This window comes from Pseudomonas sp. VD-NE ins, from assembly GCF_031882575.1.
Taxonomy (GTDB): domain Bacteria; phylum Pseudomonadota; class Gammaproteobacteria; order Pseudomonadales; family Pseudomonadaceae; genus Aquipseudomonas; species Aquipseudomonas fluorescens_BZ.
On record NZ_CP134772.1, the window covers coordinates 5215258 to 5228859 of the forward strand.

The 13602-nt window shown below is 60.4% G+C and carries 12 protein-coding genes; 5 read left to right on the plus strand and 7 right to left on the minus strand.

What is annotated here, in order from left to right; all coding sequences use genetic code 11:
* Window positions 1–139 precede the first annotated feature (139 nt).
* The 3 genes from RMV17_RS23215 to RMV17_RS23225 all read right to left on the minus strand — a co-directional run bounded on the left by RMV17_RS23215 (window position 140) and on the right by RMV17_RS23225 (window position 4546).
* Window positions 140–1243 (minus strand): ABC transporter substrate-binding protein, encoded by a 1104-nt coding sequence (locus tag RMV17_RS23215; protein ID WP_242210021.1) that lies wholly within the window; start codon window positions 1241–1243, stop codon window positions 140–142.
* A gap of 217 nt (window positions 1244–1460) precedes the next feature.
* The gene (locus RMV17_RS23220; RefSeq protein ID WP_311887082.1) at window positions 1461–2909 is read right to left on the minus strand and encodes an aldehyde dehydrogenase family protein; all 1449 of its coding nucleotides are present in this window, start codon (window positions 2907–2909) and stop codon (window positions 1461–1463) included.
* Window positions 2909–4546 (minus strand): 5-guanidino-2-oxopentanoate decarboxylase, encoded by a 1638-nt coding sequence (locus tag RMV17_RS23225; protein ID WP_311887083.1) that lies wholly within the window; start codon window positions 4544–4546, stop codon window positions 2909–2911. Before RMV17_RS23225 ends, RMV17_RS23220 begins: the two co-directional genes overlap by 1 nt.
* A 137-nt stretch (window positions 4547–4683) precedes the next feature.
* On the opposite strand from RMV17_RS23225, the gene RMV17_RS23230 reads away from it, so the two are divergent.
* Window positions 4684–5565, plus strand: a complete 882-nt coding sequence (locus tag RMV17_RS23230) for a LysR substrate-binding domain-containing protein (protein WP_311882829.1) — start codon at window positions 4684–4686, stop codon at window positions 5563–5565.
* Window positions 5566–5777: 212 nt separating this feature from the next.
* On the opposite strand, the gene RMV17_RS23235 is transcribed toward RMV17_RS23230, so the two are convergent.
* Both RMV17_RS23235 and RMV17_RS23240 read right to left on the minus strand, forming a co-directional pair.
* Window positions 5778–6392: an NAD(P)-dependent oxidoreductase gene (locus RMV17_RS23235; protein ID WP_311882831.1), complete on the minus strand. Its 615-nt coding sequence runs from the start codon at window positions 6390–6392 to the stop codon at window positions 5778–5780.
* A 46-nt stretch (window positions 6393–6438) separates the two neighbouring features.
* Window positions 6439–7317: an MBL fold metallo-hydrolase gene (locus RMV17_RS23240; RefSeq protein WP_311882833.1), complete on the minus strand. Its 879-nt coding sequence runs from the start codon at window positions 7315–7317 to the stop codon at window positions 6439–6441.
* 114 nt (window positions 7318–7431) lie between these two features.
* Here RMV17_RS23240 and RMV17_RS23245 point away from each other — a divergent pair, with 114 nt between their 5' ends.
* Both RMV17_RS23245 and RMV17_RS23250 read left to right on the plus strand, forming a co-directional pair.
* Entirely contained in the window at window positions 7432–8364 is a 933-nt protein-coding gene (locus RMV17_RS23245) for a LysR family transcriptional regulator (RefSeq protein WP_080762014.1), read from the plus strand.
* 107 nt (window positions 8365–8471) lie between these two features.
* A complete protein-coding gene (locus RMV17_RS23250) occupies window positions 8472–8648 on the plus strand; it encodes a hypothetical protein (protein ID WP_178087384.1) in 177 nt (58 codons plus the stop codon).
* 135 nt (window positions 8649–8783) lie between these two features.
* On the opposite strand, the gene RMV17_RS23260 is transcribed toward RMV17_RS23250, so the two are convergent.
* The gene (locus tag RMV17_RS23260; protein ID WP_034153474.1) at window positions 8784–9668 is read right to left on the minus strand and encodes a helix-turn-helix domain-containing protein; all 885 of its coding nucleotides are present in this window, start codon (window positions 9666–9668) and stop codon (window positions 8784–8786) included.
* Between the two features lie 177 nt (window positions 9669–9845).
* Here RMV17_RS23260 and pobA point away from each other — a divergent pair, with 177 nt between their 5' ends.
* Both pobA and RMV17_RS23270 read left to right on the plus strand, forming a co-directional pair.
* Window positions 9846–11039, plus strand: a complete 1194-nt coding sequence (pobA, locus tag RMV17_RS23265; RefSeq protein ID WP_311882839.1) for a 4-hydroxybenzoate 3-monooxygenase — start codon at window positions 9846–9848, stop codon at window positions 11037–11039.
* Between the two features lie 79 nt (window positions 11040–11118).
* Window positions 11119–12636: an MDR family MFS transporter gene (locus RMV17_RS23270; protein WP_311882841.1), complete on the plus strand. Its 1518-nt coding sequence runs from the start codon at window positions 11119–11121 to the stop codon at window positions 12634–12636.
* Window positions 12637–12696: 60 nt separating this feature from the next.
* Here the strand turns inward: RMV17_RS23270 and RMV17_RS23275 are convergent, their stop codons facing one another.
* Window positions 12697–13545: a cache domain-containing protein gene (locus RMV17_RS23275; protein ID WP_311882843.1), complete on the minus strand. Its 849-nt coding sequence runs from the start codon at window positions 13543–13545 to the stop codon at window positions 12697–12699.
* Between the last annotated feature and the right edge of the window lie 57 nt (window positions 13546–13602).

The following is a 13602-nucleotide window of genomic DNA, read 5'->3' on the forward strand; positions in this document are numbered from 1 at the left end:
AAACCACCGAGCCCCTGTGGGAGCTGGCTTGCCAGCGATAGCAATCTGTCAGTGACATGATTGTCGACAGGTAGGCCGTCATCGCTGGCAAGCCAGCTCCCACAAGGGATTTGTGGTGTTCTGAAGGTTTGTGTTCGGCTCAGGAAGAAAAGATTTCCGTATAGCGACGAATCCATTGGTCATGCACGGTGGCCAGGAAGGCGTTGTCGTGCATGATCGCCTTCTCGGCAATCTGCTCCGGCGTGAGGATGAACGGGCTCTTGCGCGCTTCGGCGGAGATGATCGCCTTGGCGTTGACCGGGCCGTTGAAGATGTCTTCGGCCATCTTGCCCTGCACCAGCGGGTCGAGTGAGTGGTCGATAAAGGCGTAAGCCAGATCGGTATCGCCCGGACGGTTCTTCGGCATCACCGAGAGCATCAGGTCGGTGTAGAAACCTTCCTTCATGCCGAATGTGGCACCGAGACCGTAGTTCGGATCGCGAATCTGCTTGGGGAAAAATGCCGGCGCGTACAAGCCGCCCATGTCCAGCGAACCGGTGCGAAACAGCTCGGCAATCTGGTTCGGGTTTTCACCCAACGTCACCACGCGATCCTTGAGCTCGGCGAGTTTCTTGAAGCCCGGCTCGATGTTGTGCTCGTCACCGCCGGCCAGTTTCGCGGCGATGATGATCAGGTCCATCGCTTCGGTCCAGTTCGGTGGCGGCAGGAAAATATTCGGCGCCAGATCGGCGTCCCACAGCGCGGCGTAACTGGTTGGCGCTTCTTTCTGGGTGCGGGTGCTGTAGACCAGACTGTTGCACCACAACAGGTAACCGATGCCGTGGCCATTGGCGCCAGTGCGGTATTTTTCCGGGACGTCGACGAGGTTGGGAATGCGGTTGAGGTCGGGTTTTTCCAGCAGTCCGGCAGCGGCCAGACCTTCGGCGCCGACACCGGCCAGGGTGATGATGTCGTACTGCGGACGATCACCGCCGGCCTTGAGTTTGGCGACCATTTCCGAGGTACTGCCGGTGCGGTCGGCGATGACTTTGGCGCCGGTTTTGGCTTCGAACGTGGCGGCGATATTGCGCAGTGCGGCGAGGCCGGTGTCATCCGACCAGGTCAGCAAACGCAGGGTCTTGCCAGCGAATCGCGTGTCGCTGGCGCTCGCCCGGATGAAGGGCATGCTCAGGGCGGCCGCCGCCACCGAGGCGACGCCGACGGTTTTAATGAATTGACGCCTGTTCAGATCGTGCTCGCCCATGACGGACTCCCTTTGTTCTTTTAAGTATGAGGTTGGTCGCAACCGTTGCATCCGCGCGGCCGGGTCCGCTGAAAGCCTTGTTTTCAAAGGCCTGCAGCGCTGCCGACGGGTTCATCCTGAGGTCGTGCAAAACACCTGACTATCGATAAAAACTCATCGAAGCCATGACGCCGACGCATGCCTCGTTGCGAGGCATGCGCTGACCTTTTTCGGGCGTTCAGAGCGCCCGGATCACGTGTTTGATTTCCTGAAACACAGCCAAGCCCCACGGCCCCAACTCGCGGCCGATGCTGCTCTGCTTGTAACCGCCCCACGCCGTTTGCGGGAAGATCACTTGCGGCGCGTTGAGCCACACCAGCCCGGCCTGCAGGGCATTCGCGACACGTTCAGCGGTCTCGGCGTTACGCGTCACCACACTGGCGACGAGGCCGAACTGACTGTCGTTGGCCAGGGCGATCGCTTCGGCTTCGCTGCTGAAACGGCGCACGCACAGCACCGGGCCGAAAATTTCTTCGCACCACAGCGCACTGTCGAGGGGCACGTCGGTGAACACCGTCGGCTGCAAAAAATAGCCGCGCGGCAAATCTGCCGGACGATTACCGCCGCAGAGCAGCTTCGCCCCGGCACTCAAACCACGGTCGATGTGACCGAGCACACGCTGGTATTGCGCCTGATTGACCAGTGCGCCCATCTCCACGTCGGGGTCGAACGGGTCGGCGACGCGAATCGCTTGCGCACGCTTGTGCAAACGTTCGAGGAATTCGTCCGCCAGTTCATCGGCAACCAGTACACGGCTGGTGGCCGAACACATCTGCCCGGCGTTGAAGAAACCGCCACCGCAGGCCAACTCTACCGCCAGTTCCAGATCGGCATCTTCGAGCACCAGCAGCGAAGATTTTCCGCCCAGTTCCAGACTCACGCCCTTCACCGTTTCGGCGGCGCGCTGCATCACCTGGACACCGACGGCGGTACTACCGGTGAAGGAAATCTTGGCGATGCGCGGATCCGCCGACAGCGGCGCACCTACCGCCAGACCGGTGCCGCAGACGACGTTCAACACGCCTTTGGGAAGACCCGATTCAGCGATGATTGCCGCCAGTTCCAGCTCCGGGAGCGGCGTGACTTCCGACGGTTTCAACACCACGCAGCAACCGGCGGCGAGGGCCGGTGCGAGTTTCCACGCGGTGGTCACCATGGGGAAATTCCACGGCACGATCAGCCCGACCACCCCGCACGGCTCGCGGCGCAGGCGTGCGCTGAAATCATCGCTGGGCAGCGGCACGTTGCAGTCCTGTTTCGCGTCGAGGCCTTCGGCAAGTTCGGCGTAGTACTCGAAGGTGGCGATCACATCGTCGACGTCGATGGCTGCTTCGAACTGCGGTTTGCCGTTGTTGCTCGATTGCAGGTTGATCAAGTGATCGCGACCGTTGCGCACGCCATTGGCGATGTTGCGCAGGATCGCGCCGCGCTCGGCACCGCTGGTTTGCGACCATTCCTTGAACGCGGCAGTGGCAGCGGCGACGGCTTGATCGACCGCGTGCTCGTCACCGCCATTGACCGTGGTCAGCAGCGCTTCGGTGGCCGGGTTGATCACGCGCAGATGTTCGCGGCCGGCCGACCATTGGCCGTTGATGTAGAGGCCGTCGAGTGTGGTTGGAAAATTGATCATTTGGCCACCGCCTGCATCCACTGGTTCTGGTCGATTTCGATCACGGTCGGGCCTTGGCGATCGGTGGCGGCACGCAGTGCACTGCGCAGTTGTTCTACCGAGCTGATCGCTTCGGCGGCACAACCGAGGGCCTTGGCCACTCCGACGAAATCCGGGGTGTAGATGTCGACGCCGACCGGCTCGATGGCGCGGTTGACCATGTATTTCTTGATCTCTTCGTAGCCCTGGTTATTCCACAACAAAACGATTACCGGGGTGCGCGCTTCGACGGCGCTGGCCAGTTCCGGCAGGGTGAATTGCAGACCTCCGTCGCCGATCAGGCACACCACTGGCGGGCGGGCGCCTTTGTCGAGCTGTCCACCGAGCCAGGCGCCAATCGCGGCTGGCAACGCATAGCCGAGGGTGCCGTAACCGGTCGATGAGTTGAACCAGCGACGCGCACGCTCCGGGTTGAAGGTGAGGTTGCCGGTGTACACCGGTTGCGTGGAGTCGCCGACGAACACCGCGTCCGGTAATTCGTGCAGCACGGTTTCGAGGAAGCGGGTTTGCGCCAGCGTCGGGGCATCCCAGTTCGCGGCCAGGTCCTCACGCAAACGCGCGGCGCGCACCTGGCCCCAATCGTTACGGCGCTCGGCCAGCGCCTTGTGCGACAAGGCACTGAGCAGCGCTTGAGCGGCGTTGCGCGAATCGGCAACCAATGCCACGTGTGGCGGATAGTTACGCACGGTCTGATCGGCGTCGATGTCGATGCGCAGCAGTTTGCCTGGAATCTCAAAACCACCGGCGAAGGTCACGTCGTAATCGGTTTCCGCCAGTTCGGTGCCGATCGCCAACACCACATCGGCATCGGCGACCAGCGCGCGGGTGGCAACCAGGCTTTGCGTTGAACCGATCAGCAGTGGATGCGTCGACGGCAACATGCCCTTGGCATTGATGGTCAGCGCCACCGGTGCGTCGAGCAGTTCGGCCAGTTCGGTAAGCTCTGCTGCGGCATCAATCGCACCGCCACCGGCGAGAATCAGTGGCCGTTGAGCACCGGCCAGCAACTCGCTCATGCGGCTCACGGCAGCGGGGGCGGCACCGGCGCGGTCGATGTGGACCGGGATGCTGGCGAGCAGCGCATCGGCGTCTTCAACCAAGACGTCCAGCGGGATTTCGATGTGCACCGGGCGCGGACGCCCGGCCTGGAACAAGGCGAATGCGCGAGCGAGCACGCCGGGCAATTCCGCCGCCGACATCAGCGTGTGGGAGAACGCCGCAACGCCAGCGACCAGTGCGCTCTGGTTCGGCAACTCGTGCAGCTTGCCGCGACCGCCGCCCAACTGATTGCGGGTCTGTACGCTGGAAATCACCAGCATCGGGATCGAGTCGGCGTAAGCCTGGCCCATCGCCGTGGTGATGTTGGTCATACCCGGCCCGGTGATAATGAAGCACACCCCCGGTTTGCCGCTGGTTCGCGCATAACCGTCGGCCATGAAACCGGCGCCTTGCTCATGCCGTGGAGTGACGTGGTTGATGCTCGAACGGGCCAGCCCGCGATACAGCTCCACGGTATGCACCCCGGGAATGCCGAACACCTGCTCGACCCCATAACCTTCGAGTAACTTGACCAGTACTTCGCCACACGTCGCCATGTCATTGCCCTTCTTGTTCGTCTGAGACACAAGGCCCATGCGGGCCTTCAATGGGTTCATTGAACGGTCGGCAGGTAGCGGCAACAATCGATTAAAAGTCATACTAGCCATGTCCTCACGTCATACCTTGGATCCCCATGAAACGACTGCCTCCCCTGCCCGCCCTGCACACGTTTCTGATCACCGCGCAGTGCTGCAACTTCACCCGGGCCGCCGAGCAGTTGCACATCACCCAGGGCGCGGTGAGTCGGCAGATCGCCGGGCTGGAAGATCATCTGGGGTATGAATTGTTCATCCGCCTGGCCCGTGGTCTGGAGCTGACGGCCGAAGGTCGTGAGTGGTTGCCGCGAGTGGAAAAGGTCTTCGGCCTGATCACTGAAGCGACCGAGCAGATCGGCCTCAAGCGCGAAACCCTGCAACTCAAAGCCCCCAGTTGTGTGATGCGCTGGCTGGTGCCCCGCCTGCTGCAATGGCAAAAGGAACGCCCGGATGTGCCGGTCAAACTGACCACCACCCTCGCCCATGGCGTGGATTTTCAGCGCGAGCAATTCGACGCAGCGGTGATCTATGGAGCGCCGCCGGACAACTCCTCGACCGCGCTGCATCTGTTCGATGAACAGCTGACCCCGGTCTGTTCACCAGCCCTGTTGAAAGGCCCACCGGAATTGTCCGACCCGGCCGATCTGCAACAGCATCTGTTGTTGCATCCGACCCGCGATATCCAGGACTGGACGGTGTGGCTGACGGCAGCCGAGTTGCAATTGAACAATGTGAACATGGGCCAGCATTTCGAGACGCTGGATCAGGCGATGTCGATGGCGTCCCACGGGACGGGGGTGGCGATTGGTGACTGGTCGTTGATCGGCGATGACCTGCGCGCCGGGCGGCTGGTGATGCCGTTTGCGTTGAAGGTGAAGACGGGGCTGGCGTATTACGTGGTGGTGCCTGCGGGAACCGAGCCATCGGCGCAGCTGGAGGAATTGATGATCTGGTTGGTTGAGCAGGCGCATTTGCGGTGAGGCTTTTTCCCCTCACCCTAACCCTCTCCCAGAGGGAGAGGGGACTGACCGAGTTGTTTTGTCGAGTTACGCCGACCTGAAAATGCTGTACAGAATCCATAATCGACTCGATCGCTCAGGTCGATGTACAACGCCAGACACCTCGGTCGGCTCCCTCTCCCTCCGGGCGGTCCGACGTTTCGGGAGGGCTGGGGTGAGGGTAAAGCTGTATATCAATACCCGACAGTAAACCGCTGACGCGAATGCTTCGGCGTTTCCACCTCGTCGATCAGCGCAATCGCGTAATCGGCAAAGGTGATCCAGCTACGCCCTTCAGCACTCACCAACAAGTGATCCTTGCCGACACGAAACTTGCCACTGCGCTCACCTTCAACAAACTCTGCCGACGGCGACAGGAAGGTCCAGTCCAGATCCTGCTCCTGACGCAACGCCTCAAGAAACGCCGCACCGGCACTGGCTTCAGCTTTGTACTCTGCCGGGAAACCCACGCTGTCGATCACTCGCGTATCGTCCGGCAGCAACAGCGAACCGGCACCGCCGACCACCAGCAAACGCTTCACCCCAGCCTGCTTCACCGGCCCGACTATCGCCGCCGCCGGCACGGTATCGAAATGCGCAGCGGTGATCACCACCTCGTGACCGACCACCGCGTCTTGCAACGCGGCTGAATCCAGCACATCGACATTCTTGCTGACCACACCGGCACGCGCGCCGATCTTCGAGGTGTCGCGGGCGATAGCGGTGACGCTATGGCCGCGACGCAGGGCTTCTTCCAGCAGTTGGCTACCGGCGCGGCCGGTGGCACCAATGATTGCGATCTTGCTCATGACATTCTCCAGTTGGCTTGAGAGTGCTGCTTTTTTCAGAATCGGCTTACCACTGCATTTCGCCCTTGGCGACTTTCGCGCTCAGCTCCAGCGAGCTTTCTTCGCCGAGTGTCGGGTAGCGCTTTTTCATGGCCTTGATCAGTGCGGTGGAGTCTTTGGCCTTGGCGGTTTCCACGTCGAAAGCCTTAATGTAGTCGGCGGTGAATTTCACGCTGGCCAGTGAACGGCTGCTGTCGCCCAGGTAGTGACCCGGCACCACGGTGTTCGGCTTGAGGGTTTCGATCGAGTGCAAGGTTGCCAGCCAGTCGGCGTGGGATTGCGCGGTCTGGGTATCGGCCATCCATACGTGGATGTTCTCGGCAACGACAACGCCACCGACCACGGCTTTGAGCGACGGAATCCACACAAAGCTGCGGTCCGGCTGTTTGCCGTCGAGGCCGACTACCTGCAACTTCTGCCCTTCGAGCATCAGGCTGTCGCCCTTGAGCACGCCCGGCACGATGGTTTTCGCTGGCACATCGGCGCCCATTTTCGGGCCCCAGAAAGCCAGTTTGCCGGCGACGGTTTTGTTGATGTGATCGACGGTCGGTTGCGAAGCCAGCACCTTGGCGTCAGGGAACGCCTGAGTCAGGGTGTCGAGGCCGAAGTAGTAATCCGGGTCGCCATGGCTGATGTAAATGGTGGTCAGGTGCTTGCCGCTGGCGCGAATCTTCTCCACGACTTGTTCAGCCTGGGATTTGCCGAATTGCGCATCGACGAGGATCGCGTCCTTCTCTCCGCTGACCAGCACCGAGGTCACCGGGAAAATCGCGTTGGTTCCCGGGTTATAAACGTCGAGGGTCAGGTTGGCTGCGGCGGCATGCGCGGCGAAACCCAGGGAAGCGGTGGCGAGCAGAACGCGTTTGAGTGTGGTGAAGCCGATCATCTGTTGCTCCGGTGTCGGAATGCCGTGTCAGGCGATGGGACAGAGCTTAGTTGCCTGACTCAGTACAAAAAATGCGATGCTTGAACATAGTTTGTTTCTGAAAGCGGGCAAATCATGGATCGTCTCCAAGCAATGCGGGTATTTGTCACCGTGGTGGATCTGGGCAGTCAGTCGGCTGCGGCTGATCATCTGGATCTTTCGCGGCCGGTGGTTTCACGTTATCTGGCAGAGCTGGAAGACTGGGTCGGCGCACGCCTGATGCACCGCACCACGCGCAAGTTGAGCCTGACCGCTGCCGGCAGTGAAATTCTGCCGCGCTGTCGGCAGATGCTCGAACTGTCGACGGACATGCAGGCGGCCGTCAGCGAACCCCACGACGCCCCGCGCGGGCTGCTGCGGATCAGCGTCAGTACCTCGTTCGGCCAGGCCCAACTGGCGGATGCGATGGCCGCCTACGTCAAGCGTTATCCCGGTGTGAGCATCGATCTGCAAATGCTCGATCGCACGGTGAATCTGGTGGATGAGCGCATCGATCTGGCGATTCGTACCAGTAACGATCTCGACCCCAACCTGATCGCCCGACGCCTGACCGTTTGTCGTTCGGTGGTCTGCGCCGCGCCGACTTATCTGCAGGAGCAAGCGGCGCCGTTGCGGGTCGAGGAATTGAGTCGGCATAACTGCCTGACGCACTCGTATTTCGGCAAGAGCCTGTGGCATTTCGAGGAGGATGGCGAACCGGTTTCAGTGCCGGTGCAGGGCAATATCAGCGCCAACGAGGCCAGCACGTTATTGCGCGCGACACTGGCTGGCGCGGGGGTGGCGATGCTGCCGACCTATCAGGCCGGGGTGCATATTCACAGCGGTGAACTGGTCCGCCTGCTGCCCCATGCGGAGCCGCGGCAGATGAGCATCTACGCGGTGTACGCCTCGCGCAAACACATGCCGGCGGCGTTGCGCAGCATGCTGGATTTCCTGGTGCTCAGGTTCCCCGAAAACCCCGAATGGGATGAAGCAGCGTCAAGCGTAAAGCCACAAGCTGCGAGCTAGCTGCACCGCAATTCATCTTGACGCTTGCCACTCCAAGCTTGCAGCTGCCCCTACCTGACCTATGCTGAAAGTAATACCGCAGGGTATGTCGTTCAGAGGTCAACGCCATGAACATCAAAACAAGAAGGTACTTCGCGATTTTCATTACCTGCGCCGCCACGCTGGCGCTGTACGGCACCGCTGCCTGGCGGGTCGAACAGCTGCGCCAGCTGCCGCGCGAGTATGCGAGCTGCAACTTAGAGCGGTGCATTCCGCACAATGCCACGCTGAACGCATTGCGCTGATTTAGCTGCCTGGAATGTGATCCTGTGGGAGCGAGCCTGCTCGCGAATGCGGTGTGTCAGTCAATATTGATGCTGAATGACACACCGCATTCGCGAGCAGGCTCGCTCCCACAGTAGACCGCAGCGCTTAGAAGGTTATTGCTCGGCCTTGAGGCTGTCGCGGAAAGCTTTTGGTGAAATCCCCACCCTGCGCCGGAACAGGCGCGTGAAGTTGGTCGGATCGGAAAACCCCAACAACTCCGACATCTCGTAAATCGTCATGCTGGTGTAGGTCAGCAAGCGCTTGGCTTCCAGCAACTGGCGCTCGTGCATGATCTGCAATGCTGGCTGTCCCGCCAGCTCACGGCACGTGCCGTTGAGGTGCGACACCGAAATCCCCAGGCGATGGGCCAGGTCCTCGACCTTCACGTGCTGACGATAAGTCTCCTCGACCAATTGAATGAAACCATTGAGGTATTCGCGCTGACGTTGCGGGCGTTGACTGGCTTTGTGCCGCACGATCGCCTGCCGGCTGACCCAGACCATGATCACGCTGACCAGCGAATGCATGAGCATTTCCCGCGCCGGTTGATGACCGTTGTATTCGGCCTGCAACGCCGAGAACAGGCTGTTGAGGTAATCGCCGTCGTTGCCTGCCGGGTAGTTTTCCGCGCTGGCCAGCGCATGTACCGAATCGCCCAGTTGCGCCTGCAAGTGGTTGATCAGCGGTGTGGCGAGGGTAACGATGAACCCTTCGACGTCTTCGGAAAAACGAAAGCCGTGCACCGACAACGGTGGCAGCACTTGAATCGCCGGAGTTTCGAGTTGCGTGCGTTGCCCTTCGATCTCAAGCTCTGCCTGACCTTTGAAGACGAAGAGTAACTGGCACAAATCAGCATGGCGGTGGGGTTTGATTTCCCACTCATGTTCGCGACTGCGGGAGGAAATGGTTTCACAGTGCAGCAAGTCGGGGGTCGGCCAGTCCAGGCTTTCACCGTAGAGCTTGAACACTGGAATCGAAGGCAGCTCAGGCTTGTTCATCACTTCAATCCAGGCCTCGGGGTTGTGGGCGATAATCGCACCGATTGGCAGAATGTACAGGTATCGGCTCAGTTTTCACCTTCAATTGACAGACCCGCAAGGGAAAAATGCAAGCACTCGATCCATAAAAATCATTCACCGGTCATGGCCGCGTGAAGCTTGCGAGTCATAAAAACAATGAAAACGCTGAAAACCCAAGTCGCCATTATCGGCGCCGGTCCGTCCGGATTGCTCCTCGGCCAGTTGTTGCACAACGCCGGCATCGACACCCTCATCCTCGAACGTCAGACCCCCGATTATGTGCTCGGCCGCATCCGTGCCGGTGTGCTTGAACAAGGCATGGTAGAGCTGTTGCGTCAGGCTGGTGTGAATCAGCGCATGGACGCCGAAGGGCTGGTGCATGGCGGTTTCGATCTGGCTTTGGACGGACGTCAGGTGCACATCGATCTGCACGCGCTGACCGGTGGCAAGACCGTCATGATCTACGGCCAGACCGAAGTCACCCGCGACCTGATGGCCGCTCGTCGGGAGGCCGGCGCGCCGACGATTTACCAGGTGAGCAATGTCGTTCCTCACGGCATGAAAAGCGACGAAGCCTTTGTCACGTTCGAAAAGGACGGCGAAACCTTTCGCGTCGATTGCGATTACATCGCCGGTTGCGACGGTTTCCACGGTGTCGCTCGGCAGGCGATTCCGGCCGACAGCCTGAAAGTCTTCGAGCGGGTTTATCCGTTTGGCTGGCTGGGGATTCTCGCCGACACGCCGCCGGTGCATGACGAGTTGGTCTACGCCCGCCATGAACGCGGCTTTGCCTTGTGCAGCATGCGTTCGGCAACTCGCACCCGCTATTACCTGCAAGTGCCGGCGGATGAAAATGTCGATGACTGGAGCGATCAGCGCTTTTGGGATGAATTGAAAAAACGCCTGCCGGTGGAGCTTGCCGAGAAACTGGTCACCGGCCCGTCGATTGAAAAAAGCATCGCGCCGCTGCGCAGTTTCGTCGTCGAGCCCATGCAATACGGACGGATGTTTCTCGTCGGCGACGCCGCGCATATCGTTCCGCCGACCGGCGCCAAGGGTTTGAATCTCGCCGCCAGCGACGTCAGTACGCTGTTCAATATTCTATTGAAGGTTTATCGCGACGGACGCACCGATCTGCTGGAGAAATACTCGGAAATCTGCCTGCGCCGCGTGTGGAAAGCCGAGCGCTTTTCCTGGTGGATGACTTCGATGCTGCACCACTTCGATGATCACGATGCGTTCAGCCAGCGCATCAGCGCCTCGGAACTGGACTACTTTGTCAGTTCAGAAGCAGGGCGAAAAACCATTGCAGAAAATTACGTCGGACTTCCGTACGAGGCTATCGAATAGCTTCCTACCGACTTACACTGGCGAGCATCCCCGCTCGCCTGACGATCTGCGGGACTCTCACTGCCCGCAGGTTTTGCCCGTGACCAATCTCAATCACCCCGAAACGCCCAAACCGGCCATTCGCAGCGTGCTGGTCGCGCTGATGATGGCGATCTTTCTCGGCGCGCTGGACCAGACCATCGTCGCCGTGTCGATGCCGGCCATTTCTGCGCAGTTCAAGGACGTCAGCCTGCTGGCCTGGGTGATTTCCGGGTACATGGTGGCGATGACCGTAGCCGTACCCATCTACGGCAAGCTCGGTGATTTGTACGGGCGACGCAAACTGATGCTGTTCGGCATGGGCCTGTTCACCCTCGCCTCACTGTTTTGCGGCATGGCGCAAAGCATGGAGCAACTGGTGCTGGCGCGGATCCTTCAGGGCATCGGCGCCGGCGGGATGATTTCGGTGAGTCAGGCGATCATCGGCGACATCGTGCCGCCGCGTGAACGCGGGCGTTATCAGGGTTACTTCAGCAGCATGTACGCGGTGGCCAGTGTCGCAGGTCCCGTTTTGGGCGGTTATATGACCGAGTACCTGTCGTGGCGCTGGGTGTTTCTGATCAATCTGCCGCTGGGCCTCGGCGCCTGGTGGGTGGCCCGCCGCAATCTGCGCGGGCTGCCGATACCGCAGCGCAAACCGATCATCGATTACCTCGGCACTGTGTTGATGATCATCGGCCTGACCGCCCTGCTGCTGGGCATTACTCAGGTCGGCCAGGGTCATGCTTGGCGCAGCGCTGAAGTACTCGGTTTGTTCGCTTCTGCAGTGGTGGTGTTGGCGCTGTTTGTCTGGCACGAGCGGCGTGCGCGGGAGCCGTTGCTGCCGATGCACCTGTTCGCCAATCGCAATGCGCTGCTGTGCTGGTGCACGATTTTCTTCACCAGTTTCCAGGCGATTTCGCTGATTGTGCTGATGCCGCTGCGCTTTCAGAGTGTCACCGGGGCCGGGGCTGACAGCGCCGCGTTGCACTTGTTGCCATTAGCGATGGGTTTGCCGATTGGTGCATTCTTCGCTGGCCGGCGCACGTCGATCACCGGGCGTTACAAACCGCAGATTCTGACCGGCGCTCTGCTGATGCCGATCGCGATTCTCGGCATGGCGTTCAGCCCACCGGAGGCGACGCTGATCAGCGGACTGTTCATGTTGCTCTGCGGCATTTCCAGCGGCATGCAGTTCCCGACCTCGTTGGTCGGCACACAGAATTCGGTGGAACAACGCGACATCGGCGTAGCGACCAGCACCACCAATCTGTTTCGTTCCCTCGGCGGCGCAGTGGGCGTGGCGTTGATGTCGGCGCTGTTGCTGGCGTTGTTACAGGACTCCAGCTTCGCCCATCTGGCGAGCAGTTCGCTGATGAGCGAGGGCCATTCGGGCAACGTCCTGCTCGATGGTTTGAACGCCGCGCCGGGTGATGCGCAGAACGCCTTGCGTGCGGAGTTGCTGGTGACATTCCGGCATTTGTTGTGGGTGAGTGCGGTGGTGTCATTGCTCGGGTTGGCGGCGGCGATTGCGATGCCGAACAACCTGCTGCGCGGTCGCGAGCACGGCGCCAAATAACCGCAACACCACAAAACCCTGTGGGAGCAGGCTCGCTCCCACAGGAGGACGGTGTTTCATTCAAGGGCTGTAGTAACCCACGGCCACGAGGAAATGCCCGGCCTTCTTCAGGTAAGCATGCTTGTCCTCGACCTTGCCGGTCACCGGGTTTTTCCAACGGTATTCATACTCACCTTCATCCTGCTTGCCGATCAGCGCCAGAATCGGCTCGCCCACCGGTTTGCCTTCGGGATCCTTGACCTTACCGAAGTCGGTGTTGATCAAACGCAGATTGGTGCCGTGGGCGACGTAGCGCTGGGTGTTCAGATCCACCACAAACACGTACAGGTCATCCTGCAAATAACCGCCCTTGAGCGAGTTGATCGCCGTCAACGTGCCCTTCTCGTCTTTGCCCAAATCAGTCGCCGCTTTGTCGAGTAATGCCTTGGCCTGCTCAGCCGAGGCTCGCGGCAAGTAATAACCGACCGCCAGAATCCGCTGGCCGATGCGCTGGTAATACACGTGCTTGCGCTCGACCTTGCCATCGGCCCAATTCTGCCAACGATATTCGGCCTGCTGGATGCCATTGCCTTCCGGCACTTTCAACGCGTCCTTGAAGGTTTTCTGCAAATCCGGACCGAGCACCTCACTGACGTCACGACCGATCAACGCTGATGAAGGCCCGCCACTGGCGAGCATCACGCCCTTGGTATCGACCACGAATACATAGCGATCCTTGTCGACGAACTCGCCCTGGCGGCTGAACGCGGCGAACGCCTTGTCGCCGTTGTCGTGGTAATAGGCCAGGGCTTTTTCCAGCAAGGCGATGGCGGCCTGACTGTCATCCTTGGCGGTCGTGGCGGCGCTGGCCTGGCCGAAACCGGCCAGTAACATCACGCCGAGCCAGGCCACTTTATGCAAAAACCCCATAGCGCATCCCTCGTTCTTGTTGGTGTTTCAAGAGCGTAGACGGCTTGAGGTGATGTA

Bases quoted from the DNA above. Each gene is read 5' to 3' on its own strand.
- RMV17_RS23215 (WP_242210021.1), bottom strand. From the start codon at position 1,243: ATGGGCGAGCACGATCTGAACAGGCGTCAATTCATTAAAACCGTCGGC.
- RMV17_RS23225 (WP_311887083.1), bottom strand. From the start codon at position 4,546: ATGGCGACGTGTGGCGAAGTACTGGTCAAGTTACTCGAAGGTTATGGG.
- RMV17_RS23230 (WP_311882829.1), top strand. From the start codon at position 4,684: ATGAAACGACTGCCTCCCCTGCCCGCCCTGCACACGTTTCTGATCACC.
- RMV17_RS23235 (WP_311882831.1), bottom strand. From the start codon at position 6,392: ATGAGCAAGATCGCAATCATTGGTGCCACCGGCCGCGCCGGTAGCCAA.
- RMV17_RS23240 (WP_311882833.1), bottom strand. From the start codon at position 7,317: ATGATCGGCTTCACCACACTCAAACGCGTTCTGCTCGCCACCGCTTCC.
- RMV17_RS23245 (WP_080762014.1), top strand. From the start codon at position 7,432: ATGGATCGTCTCCAAGCAATGCGGGTATTTGTCACCGTGGTGGATCTG.
- RMV17_RS23250 (WP_178087384.1), top strand. From the start codon at position 8,472: ATGAACATCAAAACAAGAAGGTACTTCGCGATTTTCATTACCTGCGCC.
- RMV17_RS23260 (WP_034153474.1), bottom strand. From the start codon at position 9,668: ATGAACAAGCCTGAGCTGCCTTCGATTCCAGTGTTCAAGCTCTACGGT.
- pobA (WP_311882839.1), top strand. From the start codon at position 9,846: ATGAAAACGCTGAAAACCCAAGTCGCCATTATCGGCGCCGGTCCGTCC.
- RMV17_RS23275 (WP_311882843.1), bottom strand. From the start codon at position 13,545: ATGGGGTTTTTGCATAAAGTGGCCTGGCTCGGCGTGATGTTACTGGCC.